Annotated in this window: 16 protein-coding genes, 1 tRNA gene and 2 pseudogenes; 6 read left to right on the forward strand and 13 right to left on the reverse strand. The window is 70.0% G+C overall.

The annotated features are described in order from the left end of the window. The first annotated feature begins 18 nt into the window (after positions 1-18). The 3 genes and pseudogenes from ACZZ98_RS02470 (at position 19) to ACZZ98_RS02480 (ending at position 1,380) form a co-directional block, all read left to right on the forward strand. Positions 19-933 (forward strand): sugar transferase, encoded by a 915-nt coding sequence (locus ACZZ98_RS02470; protein ID WP_463517708.1) that lies wholly within the window; start codon positions 19-21, stop codon positions 931-933. Positions 934-1,052: 119 nt separating this feature from the next. Next, positions 1,053-1,109 (forward strand): annotated as a pseudogene (locus ACZZ98_RS02475) (hypothetical protein); the annotation flags it as partial. A gap of 43 nt (positions 1,110-1,152) precedes the next feature. Beyond that, positions 1,153-1,380, forward strand: coding sequence for a hypothetical protein (locus tag ACZZ98_RS02480; protein WP_463517820.1), 228 nt, complete (start codon positions 1,153-1,155; stop codon positions 1,378-1,380). A 139-nt stretch (positions 1,381-1,519) separates the two neighbouring features. Here ACZZ98_RS02480 and ACZZ98_RS02485 read toward each other — a convergent pair whose 3' ends face one another. The 6 genes from ACZZ98_RS02485 to ACZZ98_RS02510 form a co-directional block, all read right to left on the reverse strand. Further along, positions 1,520-2,794, reverse strand: coding sequence for a serine hydroxymethyltransferase (locus ACZZ98_RS02485; protein ID WP_463514792.1), 1,275 nt, complete (start codon positions 2,792-2,794; stop codon positions 1,520-1,522). Then, positions 2,787-3,614 (reverse strand): L-threonylcarbamoyladenylate synthase, encoded by an 828-nt coding sequence (locus ACZZ98_RS02490; protein ID WP_463514793.1) that lies wholly within the window; start codon positions 3,612-3,614, stop codon positions 2,787-2,789. Before ACZZ98_RS02490 ends, ACZZ98_RS02485 begins: the two co-directional genes overlap by 8 nt. Positions 3,615-3,927: 313 nt before the next feature. Continuing rightward, positions 3,928-4,785 (reverse strand): peptide chain release factor N(5)-glutamine methyltransferase, encoded by an 858-nt coding sequence (gene prmC, locus ACZZ98_RS02495; protein ID WP_463514794.1) that lies wholly within the window; start codon positions 4,783-4,785, stop codon positions 3,928-3,930. Next, the gene (gene prfA, locus ACZZ98_RS02500) at positions 4,782-5,864 is read right to left on the reverse strand and encodes a peptide chain release factor 1 (RefSeq protein ID WP_463514795.1); all 1,083 of its coding nucleotides are present in this window, start codon (positions 5,862-5,864) and stop codon (positions 4,782-4,784) included. Before prfA ends, prmC begins: the two co-directional genes overlap by 4 nt. Positions 5,865-5,983: 119 nt before the next feature. Further along, entirely contained in the window at positions 5,984-6,199 is a 216-nt protein-coding gene (rpmE, locus tag ACZZ98_RS02505; protein WP_463514796.1) for a 50S ribosomal protein L31, read from the reverse strand. A gap of 285 nt (positions 6,200-6,484) precedes the next feature. Then, positions 6,485-7,675, reverse strand: a complete 1,191-nt coding sequence (locus ACZZ98_RS02510) for a trans-sulfuration enzyme family protein (protein ID WP_463514797.1) — start codon at positions 7,673-7,675, stop codon at positions 6,485-6,487. A 112-nt stretch (positions 7,676-7,787) separates the two neighbouring features. On the opposite strand from ACZZ98_RS02510, the gene ACZZ98_RS02515 reads away from it, so the two are divergent. Further along, positions 7,788-8,291, forward strand: coding sequence for an Lrp/AsnC family transcriptional regulator (locus tag ACZZ98_RS02515; RefSeq protein ID WP_463514798.1), 504 nt, complete (start codon positions 7,788-7,790; stop codon positions 8,289-8,291). Positions 8,292-8,361: 70 nt separating this feature from the next. After that, complete coding sequence (locus tag ACZZ98_RS02520; protein ID WP_463514799.1) at positions 8,362-8,844, forward strand: GNAT family N-acetyltransferase; 483 nt, start codon at positions 8,362-8,364, stop codon at positions 8,842-8,844. 80 nt (positions 8,845-8,924) lie between these two features. Here ACZZ98_RS02520 and rho read toward each other — a convergent pair whose 3' ends face one another. The 7 genes and pseudogenes from rho to ACZZ98_RS02555 form a co-directional block, all read right to left on the reverse strand. Continuing rightward, positions 8,925-11,075 carry a transcription termination factor Rho gene (gene rho, locus ACZZ98_RS02525; RefSeq protein WP_463514800.1) on the reverse strand — a complete coding sequence of 717 codons (2,151 nt, stop codon included), beginning with the start codon at positions 11,073-11,075 and terminating at the stop codon, positions 8,925-8,927. A 262-nt stretch (positions 11,076-11,337) separates the two neighbouring features. Next, positions 11,338-12,231 (reverse strand): homoserine kinase, encoded by an 894-nt coding sequence (locus ACZZ98_RS02530; protein WP_463514801.1) that lies wholly within the window; start codon positions 12,229-12,231, stop codon positions 11,338-11,340. 41 nt (positions 12,232-12,272) lie between these two features. Then, positions 12,273-13,361 (reverse strand): threonine synthase, encoded by a 1,089-nt coding sequence (thrC, locus tag ACZZ98_RS02535; RefSeq protein ID WP_463514802.1) that lies wholly within the window; start codon positions 13,359-13,361, stop codon positions 12,273-12,275. Further along, complete coding sequence (locus tag ACZZ98_RS02540) at positions 13,362-14,690, reverse strand: homoserine dehydrogenase (protein ID WP_463514803.1); 1,329 nt, start codon at positions 14,688-14,690, stop codon at positions 13,362-13,364. A 50-nt stretch (positions 14,691-14,740) separates the two neighbouring features. Next, entirely contained in the window at positions 14,741-16,186 is a 1,446-nt protein-coding gene (lysA, locus tag ACZZ98_RS02545; protein WP_463514804.1) for a diaminopimelate decarboxylase, read from the reverse strand. Positions 16,187-16,197: 11 nt separating this feature from the next. After that, positions 16,198-17,845 (reverse strand): annotated as a pseudogene (argS, locus tag ACZZ98_RS02550) (arginine--tRNA ligase). Between the two features lie 9 nt (positions 17,846-17,854). After that, positions 17,855-18,289: a response regulator gene (locus tag ACZZ98_RS02555; RefSeq protein ID WP_463514805.1), complete on the reverse strand. Its 435-nt coding sequence runs from the start codon at positions 18,287-18,289 to the stop codon at positions 17,855-17,857. A gap of 74 nt (positions 18,290-18,363) precedes the next feature. On the opposite strand from ACZZ98_RS02555, the gene ACZZ98_RS02560 reads away from it, so the two are divergent. Further along, positions 18,364-18,438: transfer RNA gene (locus ACZZ98_RS02560), tRNA-Arg, on the forward strand. Positions 18,439-18,454 lie beyond the last annotated feature (16 nt).

The raw sequence follows: 18,454 nt of genomic DNA on the forward strand, positions 1-18,454 counted from the left end.
CAGCGGCTCCTCGTCGGCATGGGCCTTGCCGACGCCGCACTCCTTGTCATCGCGCTCGTGACGGCATCGCTCGTCGTGTTCGACGCCCCACCCTTCAGCGACGCCGTCCTCCTCCAGACCCGGGGGAACGGGTTGTCGCGGATCATCGCCATCTCGGTGGTCAGCTCGGCCATCGGGAGTGCGCTCGTCGCCGCGGTCACGCCGCAGGGCCCTCCGCGACCCACCTACAGCCGAGGTGCCCTCGGCGCCCTGTTCGCCTTCTTCGTGATCACCGCCCAGATCGTCCTGTTCCGGCCGTACTACTCGCGCAACCACCTCTTCATCTCGCTCGCGATCTGGTTGGGCCTCGTCCTGCTCCTGCGGGCGCTTCTGCGACTACGACCGTGGACCGAGCGCCTCGTCGTCGTGACCAGCTCGAACGCCATCGTGCGAGCCCTGGACGACACCCCGCACATCACCGTCGTCGGCGTCATCGACCCGAGTGCCACCGGGCCGCTGTCCGCTCCCCCACCCGACACCATCCTCACCGTCGACCTCAGCGCCCCGTGGTCGCGCGAGGTCACCCGCTACGTCTCCGCGACCTCGGTCGCCGGCCGCGAGGTCCGCCCGCTCAACGAGGTCTACGAGCAGCACACCGGACGCGTCCCCCTGGGTCACCTGTCGGAGGGCTGGGAGATCGAGACCTCCCTCCTGCGCAAGCTGCCCTTCCTGCCCGTCAAGCACGCCGTCGACCTCGTCCTCGTCGTGCTGACCCTGCCCCTGTGGCTCCCGATCGTCGCGGTCGTCGCCCTGCTCGTCCGCGTCGTCGACGGCAGCCCGGTGATCTTCCGTCAGGTGCGGGTCGGCAGGCGCGGCGAGCTGGTCGCAGCTCTTCAAGTTCCGCACGATGCGCGCCGACGCGGAGGTCGACGGCGCCCGCCAGGCCACCGGTGACGACCCCCGCATCACGCCTCTCGGCCACGTCCTGCGCAGCGTCCGGCTCGACGAGCTGCCCCAGTTCTTCAACATCCTGCGCGGTGAGCTTCTCCCTCATCGGACCGCGCCCGGAGCAGGTGACCTTCGTCGAGAAGTACCGCGACGCCATCCCCTTCTACGACCAGCGGCACCTCGTCCGCCCCGGCATCACCGGGTGGGCCCAGGTGCGGCACGGCTATGCCGCGTCGGAGGAGGAGACGATCGAGAAGCTTCTCCTACGACTTCTACTACCTCAAGCACATGTCGCCGCTGCTCGACCTCGAGGTCCTCGCCCGCAGCGTCTGGACGGTCGTGTCGGCCTCGGGCACCAAGCCCAAGGCCCGCCCATCGCTCGAGGAGGCCGCTGCTCTGGAGGCCGAGGCACGTGAGCAGGCGGTCGAAGACCAGCGCACCGGCCGCGACTGAGCCGCCGGACCGATCTCCTCGGCCGCATGTCACGCGTCTTCGTCCCATCCACGCAAGGGAGCCTTCGGCCCGGAACAGGTCCGGGCTGAAGGCTCCCTCGTCGTGACCAGCCGGGAAAGGTCCGGCGGCGTGCAGGATCTCAGCGTGCGTATGCCGGGAAGCGCGTCACGAGATCGGTCACCTCGGCACGCACCTGCTTGGAGACCTGGTGGTCCGGGTCCGCGTCCCCGTCTACGACCGCGCGCGCGATGAGGTCGCCGATGGTGCGCATCTCCTCCTCGCCCATGCCCTGTGTCGTCACGCACGGCGTGCCCACGCGGATGCCACTGGCGATGTTGGGCTTCTGCGGGTCGAAGGGGATGGCGTTCTTGTTGAGGGTGATGCCCGCCGCGTCACAACGCGCCTCGGCGTCGACGCCGGTGACGAGCACCGGCTGGAGGTCGTGGAGCGAGAGGTGGGTGTCGGTGCCACCCGTGGTCGGGCGGATGCCCTTCTCTCCCAGCGTCTCGGCAAGGACCCTGGCGTTCGCGATGACCTGCTTCGCGTAGGCCTGGTACTCGGGCGTGGCGCACTCCTTGAAGTTCGTCGCCTTGGCCGCGATCGTGTGCATCTGCGGACCGCCCTGCATCATCGGGAAGACCGCCTTGTCGATCGCAGCCTTGTGCTCCTCCTTGCAGACGATCGCGCCGCTGCGTGGACCACGCAGCACCTTGTGCGTCGTGAAGCTCACGACGTCGGCGTGCGGCACGGGGCTCGGGATCGCCTTGCCGGCGACGAGGCCGATGAAGTGTGCGGCGTCGACCCAGAAGATCGCGCCCACCTCGTCGGCGATGCGCCGGAAGAACTCGAAGTCGATGAGTCTCGGAATGGCCGACCCACCCGCGAGGATGACCTTGGGTCGGTGCTCCTTGGCCAGTCGCTCGACCTCGGCGTAGTCGATGTCCTCGGTGTCCTTGTCGACGCCGTAGTGGACGGCGTTGAACCACTTGCCCGAGAACGACATCTTGGTGCCGTGGGTGAGGTGGCCGCCGTGCGGCAGGCTCATCGCCAGGATCGTCTCGCCGGGCTTCATGAACGCCCCGTAGACGGCCTGGTTGGCGCTGGCGCCGGAGTGCGGCTGGACGTTGGCGTGCTCGGCCTCGAAGAGAGCCTTGGCCCGCTCGATGGCGAGGGACTCGGCCTTGTCGACCTCGGAGCAGCCTCCGTAGTAGCGGCGGCCCGGATAGCCCTCCGCGTACTTGTTGGACAGGGTCGACCCGAGCGAGGTGAGCACCGCGGGTGAGGACATGTTCTCGCTCGCGATGAGCTGCAGCCCGCCGCGGAGGCGATCCAGCTCGGACACCAGCACTCCCGCGATCTCGGGGTCGAAGGTCTCCAGCGCCTCGAAGTCGGAACCGTAGAACGTCTCACTCATGGTTGCTGCTCTCCTTGGATTCGGGTGCCGGCTCGTCCGTTGGTGAAGGGGAAGGGGTCGTCTCGTCAGCCGGCTGCTCGTCGGCGGGCTGCTCGTCCGTCGGCTGCTCGTCCACCGGCTGCTCGTCCGTCGGCTGCTCGTCCACCGGCTGGCCGTCCGTCGGCTGCTCGTCCGCCGGCAACTCTAGGTGCTGCGCCGCGAGAGCCAGGATCTCGTCCGCGTCGATGGCGCCGCGACGCAGGATCGTGGGCTCGGGGTGGGTGCAGTCGACGATCGTCGAGGCCAGGCCACCGGTGACCGGGCCACCGTCGAGGTAGAACTCGACCGACGCTCCGAGCTGCGTCGCGGCGTCGATGATGCTGCGGGACGCCGGCTGCCCGGTGCGGTTGGCACTGCTGACGGCCATCGGTCCGACCTCCTTGAGGAGCTCGAGGGCGACCTCGTTGTCGGGCATGCGCACTGCGACCGTGCCACCGGTGTCACCCAGGTCCCACATGAGCGAGGGCTGCGCCTTGAAGACGAGCGTCAGCGGGCCGGGCCAGTAGCGCTCGATGAGGGCGCGGGCATAGGCCGGCACGTCCGTGGCCAGACCGTCGACCGTGCGGACCTCGGGGACGAGCACCGGCGGTGGCATCTCGCGACCTCGGCCCTTGGCGTCGAGCAGACGCTGGACCGCATCGGGCGAGAAGGCGTCCGCGCCGATGCCGTAGAGGGTGTCGGTGGGGAGGACGACGAGCTCGCCCTGGCGCACTCCGGCGGTCGCCTTGGCGATGCCGTCCTGGCGCCCCTCGGGTGTCGTGCAGTCGAAGACGGGGCTCATGGGCCCAGCCTAGGACCGGGCCCGGCGCGGCTGTCCGCGGGGACCGGTCGGCGTCACGAAACTCGTCTGCGAACTGACCCCGGCGACATCACACCATTCGGGGCTCCGAGTGCATAGTGTCGTCACGTTCGACCCTGTCTGTTCCGAACGGAGGTGCAAGGCAATGCGTGGTTCCGGTCTCATCTGGACGATCGTCGGTGTTCTGCTGATCATCGCTCTGCTCATCTACATCCTCTGACACGACCGACGACGCTGCGGCCTCCACCCGACACCGGGTGGAGGCCGCAGTGCGTGGGGCGTGGGCGGTGCCGCGTCAGGCGCGCACGGCGACGGTCGCTCGCGGCCGACCGGTGAGGTCGAGGCGGTCCTCGACCTGCGACCAGGAACCCGTCGCGCGCAGCGCCGCCGGAAGGGACTCCCCCTGGCTGTCGGCGTGCTCCATCACGAGCACTCCCCCGCTGCGCAGCAGTCCGGCGGCCCGTGCAGCGACCAGACGAGGGATCGCGAGCCCGTCGACGCTGCCGCCGTAGAGAGCGACATGGGGGTCGTGGTCACGCACCTCGGGGTCGATGGGTTCGGCCGTCGTGGGGATGTAGGGAGGGTTCGACACGACGACGTCGACCTCCGCGAGCTCCTCGAACGCCGTCACCGCGTCGCCGTGGACGATCTCGACGTCGAGCCCCAGACGCTCCCTGTTGCGCTGCGCCCACGCGACCGCGAGGTCGCTGACCTCGACGGCGTGGACCCGCGCCTGCGGCACCTCCGACTTGATCGACAGGGCGATGGCCCCTGACCCCGTGCACAGGTCGACCACGACGGGCTCGTCGACGCCGCCCTCGACACAGGCGCTCACGGCGTCGATGGCCCACCCCGCCACGACCTCGGTCTCGGGCCGCGGCACGAAGACACCGGGCCCGACCTCGAGCTCGAGCCCCCGGAACCAGGCCCGGCCGGTGAGGTGCTGGAGCGGAACTCGACTGGCCCGCTCGGCGACGAGGGCGGCATACCCCTCGGGTTCGGGACCACCGAGGATCATCCGTCGCCGCACCTCGGCGGCGTCCACCCCGAGTGCATGCGCGGCCAGCGCGACGGCATCGTGCTCAGGAGAACCCACTCCCGCATCGGCCAGCTGCTGCGTGGCCGCCCGCACCGCCTCACGCAGGGTGGTCACGCGGCGCCCTCGCCCAGGGCCGCGAGTCTCGCCGCCTCATCCGCCGCCATCGCGGACTCGACGACCGGGTCGAGCTCCCCGCCGAGGACGGTGTCGAGGTTGTAGGCCTTGAACCCGGTGCGGTGGTCGCTGATCCGGTTCTCGGCGAAGTTGTAGGTGCGGATGCGCTCGCTGCGGTCGACGGTGCGCACCTGGCTCGCCCGGATGTCGGCGCTCGCCGCGTTGGCCTCGTCCATCGCCATCTGGTGCAGTCGAGCCCGCAGGACGCGCATCGCGGCCTCGCGGTTCTGCAGCTGCGACTTCTCGTTCTGGCAGATGACGACGGTGCCGGTGGGGAGGTGGGTGAGCCGCACGGCCGAGTCGGTGGTGTTGACGCTCTGCCCGCCCGGCCCGGACGAGCGGAAGACGTCGATGCGCAGGTCGTTGGCGTGGATCTCGACCTCGACCTCCTCGGCCTCCGGCATGACCCAGACACCGGCCGCACTCGTGTGGATGCGACCCTGCGTCTCCGTGACCGGAACGCGCTGGACCCGGTGCACGCCACCTTCGTACTTGAGCCGGGCCCACGGTCCCTCGCCCGGCTGCGGCGCCTTCTTGGACTTGACGCTGACCTGGACGTCCTTGAACCCGCCGAGGTCGGTCTCGGTCGACCCGAGCACCTCGGTGCGCCAGCCGCGCTGGTCGGCGTAGCGCAGGTACATCCGCAGCAGGTCACCGGCAAAGAGCGCGGACTCCTCGCCACCCTCCCCGGCCTTGACCTCGACGATGACGTCGCGGTCGTCGTCGGGGTCGCGCGGGATGAGCAGGCGGCGGAGCCGGTCGGCGGCGTCGTCAGCGTGCGCCTCCAGGGCGGGGACCTCGGCGGCGAAGCCGGCATCCTCGGTCGCCAGCTCCCGGGCGGTCTCGAGGTCGTCCGTGGCCGACTGCCAGGCGGCGTATGCCGCAACCGTGGGTCCCAGCGCGGCATACCTCTTGTTGATCTCACGGAGCTGGTCGGGGTCGGAGGCGATGGCCGGGTCACCCATCTCACGTTCGAGCGTGGCGTGCTCCCGGGCGAGGGCCTCGGCGGACTCGAACATCAGGGTGTCCTCTCAGGGACGAAGGCGGCTCAGGGACGGGATGGGCTCGACAACGGGGGAACACGAATGCGCCGACCCGGATCCCTTGTCAGGATCAACGGGTCGGCGCATCGGGAGTGCTACGCGTCGGCCTTCTTGCCGTAGCGAGCCTGGAAGCGCGCGACGCGGCCACCGGTGTCGAGGATCTTCTGCTTGCCCGTGTAGAACGGGTGGCACTGGCTGCAGACCTCGGCGCGGATCTCGCCACTCTCGGCGGTGCTGCGCGTGGTGAACGACGCGCCACAGGTGCAGGTGACCGTGGTCTCGGCGTAGTTCGGGTGGATGTCCTTCTTCACGATGATCTCCTTGAGAAGCTCTGGATGTCTCCGGGTCGGCGGGCCCATCAGGTAGATGCAGACCCGGTAGCGCCCCGCCTGCATCCACTCGTGAGGGTGATGCTCAGGAAACGCGTTGGTGCCGTGAACCGGTCCAGCGAACAAGTGTGCCAGAGCAGGCACACAGTGACCTAAACGACGCCCCTCTCCCCCACATTCCCTGCCCTCCGTGCACCGCATCAGGTCGTGATCTGCTGCAGGGGGCGCGACATGGCGCGCGCCCTGCAGCATCCCTGTCCCGAAAGGTCAGGGGAGGTTGGCGAAGGCCTTCTCGAGGTCGGCGATGACGTCGCCGACGCCCTCGAGTCCCACCGAGAGGCGCAGGAGGTCCGCGTCTGGTCGCGCCTCGGAGACGACCAGCCGGTGGGTGAGGCTCGCTGGATGTTGGATCAGGCTGTCCACACCCCCGAGCGACACGGCATGGGTCACGAGGTCCAGGTGTTCCACGAAGGCCGACGCGGCGGCATACCCTCCGGCGAGCCGAAAGGCGACCAGCGCTCCCGGTCCGGTCATCTGGGTTCCGACGAGCCCACGTGGGTCGGCGCCGACGAGGCCCGGGTAGTGCACCTCCGACACCTCGCAGCGCTCGGCAAGCCACGCCGCCACCACGCCCGCGGACTCCTGCTGGGCGCGCACCCGGACATGGATCGTCTGCAGCCCGCGGTGCAGCTCATAGGCGGCGAGCGGGTGCAGAACGGCACCGGTGATCGCCCGGACCTGGCGTAGGCGCGAGGTCCACTCCTGGCCCGCCGCAACCACTCCACCCATGACGTCGCCGTGCCCTCCCATGAACTTCGTGGCCGAGTGCAGGACGAGCGTCGCGCCGTGCCGCACGGGCTGCTGGAGCACCGGCGTGGCGAAGGTGTTGTCGACGGCCACGGGCACGTCCCCCGCCTCAGCCACGACCGCCGCGATGTCGACGAGCTCGAGCGAGGGGTTCGCCGGCGTCTCGAGGAGCACCAGACCCGTGTCCGGACGGACGGCGTCGCCGACCGTCTCGGGCGTCGCCCACGTGACGCTCGTGCCGAGCAGGCCCGTGGCGAGCAGGTGGTCAGAGCCGCCATAGAGCGGGCGGACGGCGACGACGTGAGGCGTGCCTGCCGCCACGACCGAGAGGAGGACCGCGGTGAGGGCCGCCATGCCGCTCGCGAAGGCGACCGCTGCGTCGGCCTGCTCGAGCGCCGCGACGGCACGCTCGAACCGGTCGACGCCGGGGTTCCACAGGCGCTGGTAGACCAGGGTCGCCTCGTGGTCCGGCCGTTCGCCCGCACCCAACGTGTCGTATGCCGTCCCGCCGGCTTCGATCGTCGGCATCGGATACGTCGTGGCCAGGTCGATGGGTGGGACGTGCAGCCCCGAGCCGCGGAGGTCCTCACGGGCAGCGTGGACGGCCGTCGTTGCCGGATCGAGGTGACGCGTCATGGATTCAGTCCTCATGTCGTCCATCGTCCGCAGGATGCACATCCTCAGGGAAGAGTCCCGCTGAAACCCGGCACACTGCGGCTCGAAACGGTGTGATCCGCGGTCCGGGGTTGGTTAGCCTGAGGGTGTGCCGAAGAATCCCCACCCGCTCACACCCGGTCCGACCCCGACCGCGCCACCACTGCTCGATGAGATCGACAGGGCCCTGGTCGCCGCCCTCGCGGCGGACGGACGCATCTCGAACGCTGCTCTCGCGCGCGAGGTGGGCCTCGCCGAGTCGACCTGTGTCGGGCGCGTGCGGTCTCTGCGGGAGCGCGGCGTCATCACCGGGGTCCACGCCGTTCTCGACCAGGCCAAGATGGGCCGCCCGCTCCAGGCCGTGATCGCGATCGGCCTCTCGGGACACGACCGGGCACAGGTCGAGGCCTTCGGGGACGAGATGGCCGGTCTGCCGGGGGTGCTGGCCGCGTTCAACATCAGCGGCGCCGACGACTTCCTGCTGCACGTGAGCGCCGAGTCGCCCGACCAGCTGCGCGACTTCGTCCTCGACAACGTCTCGAGCCGGCCGGGCGTCTCGCACGTGCAGACCTCGCTGATCTTCCGCGCCCACACGGGCCGGGTCCTGGCCTGAGGACCCTTTCGCACAGCCGTCCGGTGAAAAGCGCGAGAGCTGGGCACCTGCTCGGCTAGCGTCGGCGCGCATGGAGCAGCTGCGACCCGCCGGAGTCCACGACGTCGACGACCTGATGCGCCTGCGCGTCCTCATGTTCGAGGCCATGGGAACACCGGCGCACCAGCTCGAGGCTGCTGAATGGCGTGCCGCCGCACGCGAGTGGTTCACGGCGAAGATCGCTGCCGACAACACCCACGTCCTCGTCGTGCTCGACGGCGACCAGGTCGTTGCGGGCGGACTGGCCGAGGTGCTGTCCGCCATCCCCGCGCCGAGCATGCCGCGTGGTCGCCTCGGCTTCGTCTCCAACGTCGCGACCCTGCCCCACGCCCGGGGCCGCGGCTTGGCGCGCGCCGTGATGACCGAGCTGGTGCGCTGGCTCGAGGAGGAGGGCGATGCCGACCGGATCGACCTCGCGGCGACGAGTGAGGGCGCCCCGCTCTACAGCTCCTTGGGCTTCACCGAGGCCGCCTTCCCGACCATGCGCCGGGTGGCACCGGCGAGCGTTCGGTGAGCGGACGGCATACCCGACAATGCCGCGAGGCGGCCTCCCACACGGGAGACCGCCTCGCTGTGAAGAGCTGAACGCCGGACTCAGTCGTCCGACTCGTCCTCGATCCTGATCGAGCTGTTCTGCTGGACCTGCTTGAGGAACTCGTAGTTCGTCTTGCTCTTGCGGAGCCGGTCGAGCAGCAGCTCGATGGCCTGCTGGCTGTCGAGTCCGGAGAGCACACGACGCAGCTTCCACATGATCTTGAGCTCTTCGGGAGCGAGAAGGATCTCCTCACGACGCGTGCCCGAGTTGTTGATGTCGACCGCCGGGAAGATGCGGCGGTTGGACAGGCCACGGTCGAGCTTGAGCTCCATGTTGCCGGTGCCCTTGAACTCCTCGAAGATCACCTCGTCCATGCGCGACCCGGTCTCGACGAGCGCCGTCGCGAGGATGGTGAGCGAGCCACCGTCCTCGATGTTGCGCGCCGCGCCGAAGAACTTCTTCGGCGGGTAGAGCGCGGCCGAGTCGACGCCACCGGAGAGGATGCGACCGCTCGCCGGGGCGGAGAGGTTGTAGGCGCGACCCAGCTTCGTGATCGAGTCGAGGAGCACGACGACGTCGTGACCCATCTCGACGAGGCGCTTGGCCCGCTCGATCGCGAGCTCGGCGACCGTGGTGTGGTCCTCGGCCGGGCGGTCGAAGGTGGAGGCGATGACCTCACCCTTGACCGCACGCTGCATGTCGGTGACCTCTTCGGGCCGCTCGTCGACGAGGACGACCATGAGGTGGACCTCGGGGTTGTTCGTCGTGATCGCGTTGGCGATGGCCTGCATGACCATGGTCTTGCCGGCCTTGGCCGGTGCGACGATGAGGCCACGCTGGCCCTTGCCGATGGGGGCGACGAGGTCGATGATCCGCGTCGTCAGGATGCCCGGCTCGGTCTCGAGACGCAGCCGGTCCTGCGGGTAGAGCGGCGTGAGCTTGCCGAACTCGGCGCGGGTCCGGGCGTCGTCGGGGTTCTGACCGTTGACGGTGTCGAGGCGCGCGAGAGGCGTGTACTTGGCGCGGTTGTTGCGGGTGCCCACGGTCTGCTGCTGGGGGTCCTCGCCGTCACGCGGCGCCTTGGTCGCGCCGACGACGGCGTCACCCTTGCGCAGGTTGTGCCGCTTGACCATCCCGAGCGGGACGTAGACGTCGTTGTTGCCCGGGAGGTAGCCCGAGGTCCGCACGAAGGCGTAGTTGTCGAGGATGTCGAGGATGCCGGCCACGGGGACGAGGACGTCGTCCTCGGTGATCTGCAGCTCGTTCTCGGCCTGGGCCTCGCCGCCACCTGACGTGGGGCGGCGCTTGTCGCGGTCGCGGTCGCGGTCACGATCGCGATCGCGGCTGCGGTTGCGGTTGCGGCGACGGCGGCCGCTGCGGCCGGTCTCGTCGTCATCGCCGTCCTGGTTCTGCCCACCCTGGTCCTGACCCTGAGCCTGAGCCTGAGCCTGGGACTGCTGCCTGTTGCCCTGTCCCTGAGTGCGGTCAGTGCGGTCGTTGCTGCGCTGCTCGCCGTCGCGGTCGGAGGCGCCCGCTTCGCTGGCGTTGCGGTCGGGGCGCTCGCCGTTGTTGCGGTCAGGGCGCTCCTGGTTGTTGCGGTCGGGGCGCTCCTGGCTGCGTCCGCGCTCGCGGTTGCCCTCGCGCTGCTCCCGGTTGCCCTCGCGCTGCTCCCGACCCTCGCGGCTCTGGCCGTTGCGGTCCTCGTTCGAACCGTCGGACGTCTCGGTGCGCTCGGCACGGTCCCTGCGCTCCGAACGCTCCGCCCGGTCGGCCTGGCCGTTGCGGTCGGCGCGGGCCTCGTGCTGGCTGCGCTCGGCACGGTCGTCACCGTCGCCCTGCGGCTCGCGTTCGGCGCGGTCGTCGCGCGGTGCGGATGTCTCGGTCGGTGCGGACGCCTCGGTCGGTGCGCCGACGTCGGACTTCGGCGCCCCCTGGCCGGACGAGGAGGCCCGACGTGCCCGACCCCGTGCCGGGGCCGACGTGGAGGTCTCCGCCTCGGCGGCCGGCGCGGCGGCGGGGCCGCTCTCGCCGTTCTGCCGTGACTTGATGGCGGCGACGAGGTCGCCCTTGCGCATCTTGGCGGTGCCGGAGATGCCCATGCTCGAAGCAAGGCCCTGGAGCTCGGCAAGGCGCATGGCCGTCAGCGAGCCCGATCGGCGCGGGCTCTGCCCGGACGCCGCGGATGCCTCGAGGGTGGTGGTGTCTGTCACGAAGGATCCTTCCCCTCGTCAGTGGGCCCCTAGCCCGCAGGGGGCGGGGCCGAAAGTGGGTGCCAGAGATCTGGCGGATTGATCCACGGGACTTGCCGACAAACGGCGCGTGACTGAAGCACGACCAGTCCGACAGTGGAGGGTGCGACTCGCGGTAGGCATCGGATGAGCAGGACGCTTCCCCGGCATCAACTACGACCGCGCTGCCACACTAACACCCTGGACCGACGCGACAGTCTCCGGACGTGCGCCCATCGAGCCATCAGTTCGCGAGCACTTCCACCCCATGACGAGGTATGCCGGGGAGCAGCACCTGCCATCCCTCACCTGCCGTCTCGCTCACCATCCCCGCAGTGGCCGAGGTGGCGAGGACGAGGACTGATGGTCCTGCCCCGGAGATCACCGCCGCGTGACCGTCGGCGCGGAGCTGGTCGACCAGGGCCATCGACGCCGGGTACGACGGTCGGCGGGGCTCTTGGTGCAGCCACTCCCGGGTGCCGTCGAGCAGGTGCTCCGGCGCCTCGGTCAGGGCATGCACGAGAAGCGCGGCCCGCGCGGAGTTCGCGGCGGCGTCGGCGAGCCGCACCTGGGCGGGCAGCACCGCGCGTGCGGTCGCGGTGGAGAGCTGGGTGTCAGGACTGAAGACGACGGGCGCGACGTCGCGATGCGCGGCGAGGCGCAGCGTCGTCGTCCCCCGTTCGGGGTCGTCGGACCACGACAGGGTGACCCCACCGAAGACGCTTGCGGAGGAGTTGTCCGGGTGCCCTTCGAGCCGCGCGGCGAGGTCGTTGACGGCGCCCAGGTCCACGTCGTCGGCGGGACGCCCGTCTCGGGCGGCGCGCAAGGCGTGGGCGAGGGCGACGCCGGTGACGATCGCGGTGGCCGACGAGCCCATGCCACGACCGTGTGGCACGGCGTTGCGGCACTCGAGTCCCAAGCCCTCGGGCGCCCTCTCGCCCCACGTCTCGAACGCACGGACAAGGCTGCGGAAGACCAGATGGGAGGAATCCGTCGGGACGGTTCCGACGCCCTCGCCGGAGACCTCGATCTGCAGCCCGGGATGGGCGAGAACCGTTGCGCGACAGCGGTCCCAGACGCCGAGAGCCATCCCGATCGAGTCGAAACCCGGGCCGAGGTTGGCGCTGCTGGCCGGCACGCGCACGGCCGTGACCAGCCCCGGCCGCCACTCCCCCACGATCAGCTCTCGAAGCCCAGGACCTCGGCGACGGCCTGCGCCTCGGCCGAGACCTTGACCGGCTCGATCTCCGAGCCGTCAGCCGTGCGCAGCGCCCACTGCGGGTCCTTGAGCCCGTGCCCGGTCACGGTGCACACGATCGTCGCGTCCGCAGGAACCTCGCCGCGCTCGCTCGCCTGCACGAGGCCGGCGATGCTCGCTGCTGAGCCCGGCTCGACGAAGATGCCCTCCGTCGAGGAGAGGAGCCGGTGCGCGGCGAGGATCTGCTCGTCGGTCACCGACTCGATCCGACCACCCGACTGGTCGCGAGCCTCCTCGGCCTGTCGCCAGGAGGCTGGGTTGCCGATCCGGATGGCGGTCGCGATCGTCTCGGGATGGTCGACGGGGTGACCGAGCACGATGGGCGCGGCGCCGGCCGCCTGGAAGCCCCACATCTGCGGGGTCCGCGTCGCGACGGCCGGCAGGCCCTCGCTGTCCGTGGCGTACTCGGTGTAGCCACGCCAGTAGGCCGTGATGTTGCCGGCATTGCCGACGGGAAGGACGTGGATGTCCGGGGCGTCTCCGAGGGCGTCGACGATCTCGAAGGCGGCGGTCTTCTGGCCCTCGATCCGCGCCGGGTTGACCGAGTTCACGAGCTCGACGGGGTGCACCTCGGCGAGCTTGCGGGCGACCGTGAGGCAGATGTCGAAGTTGCCGTCGACCTGGATGAGCGTGGCGCCGTGGGCGATGGCCTGGCTCAGCTTGCCCATGGCGATCTTGCCTTCGGGGACGAGCACGGCGCAGGTCATGCCGGCCTTGGTCGCATAGGCCGCGGCCGAGGCGCTCGTGTTGCCGGTGCTCGCGCAGATGACGGCCTTGGCTCCGCGACCCTTGGCGTAGGAGATCGCTGTTGTCATCCCGCGGTCCTTGAACGACCCTGTGGGGTTGAGGCCTTCGTACTTGACGAGGACGTTGGCTCCGACCAGCTCGGACAGGTGCTCGGCCTGGATGAGTGGCGTGCCCCCCTCGTGCAGGGTCACGACAGGTGAGCCGGCAAGCATCGGCAGGCGGTCGGCATACTCACGGATCACTCCGCGCCACTGGTGTGCCACTCAGGTTCCTTCCACGCGCATCCAGGAGACGACCGCATCGACGGTGTCGAGGCCGGTCAGTGCGTTCACCGTCGCGGCCAGTGCCGAGTCGGACGCACGGTGGGTGACGATGACGAGGGACGCACGCGACTGCTCGCCCTCACCGAGCACGCGCTGTCGCACCGTCTCGATCGAGACGTCGTGAGCGGCGAACGCCGATGCCACCTGCGCGAGGACGCCGGGGCGGTCGGCCACGGCGAGGCTGATGTGGTACCTCGTCGTCGCCTGGCCCATCTCGACGACCGGCAGGTCGGCGTAGGCGGACTCGGTCGGGCCGTGCCCGCCGGCGAGGCGGTGACGAGCCACCGCGACGACGTCACCCAGGACGGCCGACGAGGTCGGGTCGCCTCCGGCACCCTTGCCGTAGAACATGAGCTCACCCGCGGCAGAAGCCTCGACGAAGACCGCGTTGTAGGCATCTCGCACCGAGGCCAGCGGGTGGGTCCGCGCGATCATCGCCGGGTGCACGCGGACGCTCACGCCGCTGGGCGCGCCGGACTCGTCGCGGACGAGCTCGCAGATCGCCAGGAGCTTGACGACGGCATCCATGTCACGCGCCGCCTGGATGTCGGCAGCAGTGACCTCGGTGATGCCCTCGCGGTGCACGTCGTCACTGGAGACCCGGGTGTGGAACGCCAGGGACGCGAGGATGGCTGCCTTCGCCGCGGCGTCGAAGCCCTCGACGTCAGCAGTCGGGTCGGCCTCGGCGTAGCCCAGGGCCTGGGCCTGCTCGACGGTCTCGGCGAAGCCGGCGCCGGTGGTGTCCATCTTGTCGAGGACGAAGTTGGTGGTGCCGTTGACGATGCCGAGGACCCGCTGCACGTCGTCGCCCACGAGGGACTCACGCATGGGTCGGACGATCGGGATCGCGCCCGCGACGGCGGCCTCGTAGTAGAGGTCGACACCGTGCTCGCCGGCCGCGGCATACAGGGTCGGTCCGTCCTCGGCGAGCAACGCCTTGTTGGCGGTGACGACGGAGGCGCCGTGCTTCATGGCGGTGAGGATCAGCTCGCGTGCCGGGTCGATGCCCCCGATCACCTCGATGACGATGTCGGCACTGCGCACGAGGCTGTCGGCGTCGGCGGTGAAGAGCGAGGGGTCGACGGGGACGTCCGGACGAGCGCGCTCGGGCCGGCGGACGGCGATGCCGATGAGGTCGAGGCGCGCACCGACCCGGGAAGCCAGGTCGTCGGCGTTGCGGATGAGCATCGTCGCGACGGAGGAACCGACCACCCCGCACCCCAGCAGGGCGACCTTGAGCGTGGGCAGGTCAGTGGTGGTGGATGCCATCTCGGCTGGGCTCTCCTCAGTCACGGGCTCGACATCCCAGGGCTGCGACATCAGCTGCTCCCGACGTCCAGAGCGAGCAGGTCGTCGATCGTCTCACGACGCACGACGACCCGCGCCCTGCCGTCTCGGACCGCGAGCACCGGCGGCCGGGGAGTGTGGTTGTACTGGCTCGAGAGCGCCCGGCAGTAGGCGCCGGTGCCGGGCACGGCGATGAGGTCACCCGGCTGGGTGTCCGCGGGCAGCCACTCGTCCTGGACGACGATGTCACCGCTCTCACAGTGTTTGCCGACGACCCGGGCGAGCACCGGCTCGGCATCGGAGGTCCGGTTGGCAAGGGTGCACGAGTAGTCGGCCTCGTAGAGCGCGGGCCGCACGTTGTCGCTCATGCCCCCGTCGACCGAGACGTAGACACGCGAGTGGTGGTCGCCGAGCTCGACCGGCTTGATGGTGCCCACCTCGTAGAGGGTGAAGGTCGAGGGTCCGACGATGGCGCGGCCCGGCTCGATCGACACCCTCGGGACGGGCACCCCCTCGAGATCGCCGTCACCGATGGCCTTGAACTCACGACCCACGATGTCGGCGAGCTGCTCACCGATCTCGCCGGGCTGGAGCGGAGTGTGCTGTGACGTGTAGGCCATGCCGAAGCCACCACCGAGGTCGATCTCGGGGCTGTGATGGCCGAGCTCGTTCGCGATCTGCGCGTGCAGGCCGACGAGGCGGCGCGCGCTCATCTCGAATCCGCCCGTGTCGAAGATCTGGCTGCCGATGTGCGAGTGCAGCCCACGCAGGTCCAGGCTCTCGTGGGTCAAGACAGCCCTGGCCGCGTCGAGCGCCTGGCCACCGGACAGGCTGAACCCGAACTTCTGGTCCTCGTGCCCGGTCGCGATGAACTCGTGGGTGTGAGCCTCGACGCCGACGGTCACGCGGATCATCACCGGAGCGACCACCCCCAGCTCGGCCGCGATCTCCGCGACCCGTTCGATCTCGACGAAGGAGTCGACGACGATCCGCCCCACGCCGTAGTCCAGCGCGTCCCGGATCTCGGCCAGCGACTTGTTGTTGCCGTGGAAGCCGATCCGCTCTGCCGGGAAGCCCGCCCGGCGTGCCACGGCGAGCTCGCCCCCGCTGCACACGTCGAGCGAAAGGCCCTCTTCCGCAACCCATTTCGCCACGGCGGTGCACAGGAAGGCCTTGCCCGCGTAGTAGACGTCGGCGCCACCGCAGACCGTGTCGAAGGGCGCCGCGAAGTCGTCGCGGAACGCCCGCGCCCGCGCGCGGAAGTCACCTTCGTCGACGACGTATGCCGGCGTGCCGAACTCGCGCGCGATGGTCTCCACGTCGAGACCGGCGACGGTCAGACGGCCCTCGGCATCACGGCATACCGAGTCCGCCCAGAGCTGCGGCAGCAGCGCGTTGACGTCGGTGGGGAAGGGCAGGTAGAGCGGCGGCCCGCCATAGCCTTCGGCGTGGAGCGCACCGGCCTCGTGTGAACGCATGGCTCAGTCCCTCACATGCGCTCGGGCGCGCTGACGCCGAGCAGGTCGAGGCCATTGGCGAGCACCTGGCGGGTGGCGTCGTTGAGCCACAGCCGGGTGCGATGGAGGTCGGTGACCTCCTCGTCGGCGTTCATGGGCCGCACCCGGCAGGTGTCGTACCACTTGTGGTAGCGGCCGGCGAGGTCCTCGAGGTAGCGCGCCACCCGGTGCGGCTCGCGCAGGTGAGCCGCCTGCGCGACGACCCGCGGGAAGTCGCCGAGGGTGGCGAGGAGGGTGGCCTCCGTGGCATCGGTGAGCAGCGCCGGGTCGAAGCCGTCCTCGCGGTGGACACCGTCCTCGCCGGCCAGTCGCGAGACGTTGGCGGTGCGGGCGTGGGCGTACTGCACGTAGTAGACCGGGTTGTCGTTGGTCTGCTTGCGCAGCTCCTCGCCGTCGAGGCTCAGCGGGCTGTCCGCGGGGTAGCGGGCGAGGTTGTAGCGGACGGCATCGCTGCCGATCCAGTCGATGAGGTCGTTCAGCTCGATGATGTTGCCGGCCCGCTTCGAGAAGCTTGGCGCCGTTGAGGTTGACCAGCTGGCCGATGCGGACGTCGATGTTGACGTCCGGGTCGTCCCCGGCGCACGCCGCGATGGCCTTGAGCCGTCCGATGTAGCCGTGGTGGTCGGCCCCGAGCAGGTAGATCTTCTCGGTGAAGCCGCGGTCCTTCTTGCTCAGGTAGTAGGCGGCGTCGGCGGCGAAGTAGGTCGGCACACCGTCAGCCCGGATGAGGACGCGGTCCTTGTCGTCGGTGAAGTCGGTCGTGCGCAGCCACACCGCGCCGTCCCGGTCGTCGACGTGGCCCTGCTCGCGCAGCCGCTCGACGGCCTGCTCGACGGCGCCACCGTCGTGGAGCTCCTGCTCGGAGAACCACACGTCGAAGAACACCCCGAACCGCTCGAGGGTCTGCTTGATCTCGGCGAGCTGCGCCCGGTAGGCGAGCGGCCGGGCGACGGCGATGGCCTCGTCGTCGGGCAGGTCGAGGAGGTCGGGCCGCTGCTCGACGACGATCTTGGCGAGGTCACCGATGTAGGCGCCCGGGTAGCCGCCCTCGGGAGTGGGCCGGCCCTTGGCACTGGCCAGGACGCTCAGGGCGAACTTGTCCATCTGCGCACCGGCGTCGTTGATGTAGTACTCCGCCGTCACGTCCGCTCCCGAGGCGGAGAGGAGGCGCCGCATCGAGTCCCCGAGGGCCGCCCACCGGGTGTGCCCGATGTGCAGCGGGCCCGTGGGGTTGGCCGAGATGAACTCGAGGTTGATCGTGTGGCCGGCTTCGGAGTCGTTCCTGCCGTATGCCGCCCCGCTCTCGACGATGCTTCGGGCCAGCTCTCCTGCGCTCGACGCGTCGAGGCTGATGTTGAGGAAGCCGGGGCCGGCGACGTCGACCTGCGAGATGCCCTCGATCGCGCTCAGTCGTGAGGCGAGCGCGGTGGCGAGGTCTCGCGGCGGCATACCGGCCGGCTTGGCAAGCTGCAGGGCGATGTTGGTGGACCAGTCGCCGTGGTCGCGGTTCCTGGGTCGCTCCACGCGCACCTCGCCGGGGACCTCGGCGGTGAAGTCGCCGGCGGCATTGGCGTCGAGCAGGGCAGCCCGGATCGCGGAGGAAAGTTCTTCGGGAGTCACCCGCGAAGTCTATTGGCCGGGATTCTCGGGTCGTCCGTGGGCGGCGAGGCGTGAGATGACCTGGACGAGGTCGGCCGGGTCGAAGGGCTTGGCGATGAAGGCGTCGAAGCCGGCGAGGGCCGCTTCGCTGCGGTCGTGCGCGGTGGTGGATGCCGTGACCAGCACCGTGGGGACTCCGACGAGACGAGGGTGGCTGCGAATGGCGGCGATGGCCCACCATCCGTCACGACGCGGAGTCTGGGCGTCGAGGATGATCACGTCCGGGACAGGGGCCGAGGGGTCGATGAGATGGCTCATGGCCTCGTGCCCGTCGGCCGCCTCGAGGACGTCGAAGCCCTCGAGCTCGAGATTGATGCGGATGATGGCCCGGATGGAGTCGATGTCGTCGCAGACCATGACCAGCGGCCGAGGCGTGATCGCCACGACGGCTGGACCGGATTCCATGCTGTGAACTCTAGGCTGATACCCTCCGTGGGCATCCCAGAATGGCGCGAATGGCCACTATTCGGACCATTCGAGCCCCCGTAGCTCAGGGGATAGAGCACCGCCCTCCGGAGGCGGGAGCGCAGGTTCGAATCCTGCCGGGGGCACCACACCGTCCGACTTGTT

The organism is Knoellia sp. AC549 (assembly GCF_979258975.1).

What these genes read in the sequence shown, in the direction of transcription:
- ACZZ98_RS02470 (WP_463517708.1), top strand. Translation starts at nt 19, where the DNA reads ATGGGCCTTGCCGACGCCGCACTCCTTGTCATCGCGCTCGTGACGGCA.
- ACZZ98_RS02510 (WP_463514797.1), bottom strand. Translation starts at nt 7,675, where the DNA reads ATGAGGACTGAATCCATGACGCGTCACCTCGATCCGGCAACGACGGCC.
- ACZZ98_RS02540 (WP_463514803.1), bottom strand. Translation starts at nt 14,690, where the DNA reads ATGGCATCCACCACCACTGACCTGCCCACGCTCAAGGTCGCCCTGCTG.
- prfA (WP_463514795.1), bottom strand. Translation starts at nt 5,864, where the DNA reads ATGTTCGAGTCCGCCGAGGCCCTCGCCCGGGAGCACGCCACGCTCGAA.
- ACZZ98_RS02490 (WP_463514793.1), bottom strand. Translation starts at nt 3,614, where the DNA reads ATGAGCCCCGTCTTCGACTGCACGACACCCGAGGGGCGCCAGGACGGC.
- ACZZ98_RS02485 (WP_463514792.1), bottom strand. Translation starts at nt 2,794, where the DNA reads ATGAGTGAGACGTTCTACGGTTCCGACTTCGAGGCGCTGGAGACCTTC.
- ACZZ98_RS02555 (WP_463514805.1), bottom strand. Translation starts at nt 18,289, where the DNA reads ATGGAATCCGGTCCAGCCGTCGTGGCGATCACGCCTCGGCCGCTGGTC.
- ACZZ98_RS02480 (WP_463517820.1), top strand. Translation starts at nt 1,153, where the DNA reads ATGCCGCGTCGGAGGAGGAGACGATCGAGAAGCTTCTCCTACGACTTC.
- ACZZ98_RS02520 (WP_463514799.1), top strand. Translation starts at nt 8,362, where the DNA reads ATGGAGCAGCTGCGACCCGCCGGAGTCCACGACGTCGACGACCTGATG.
- lysA (WP_463514804.1), bottom strand. Translation starts at nt 16,186, where the DNA reads ATGCGTTCACACGAGGCCGGTGCGCTCCACGCCGAAGGCTATGGCGGG.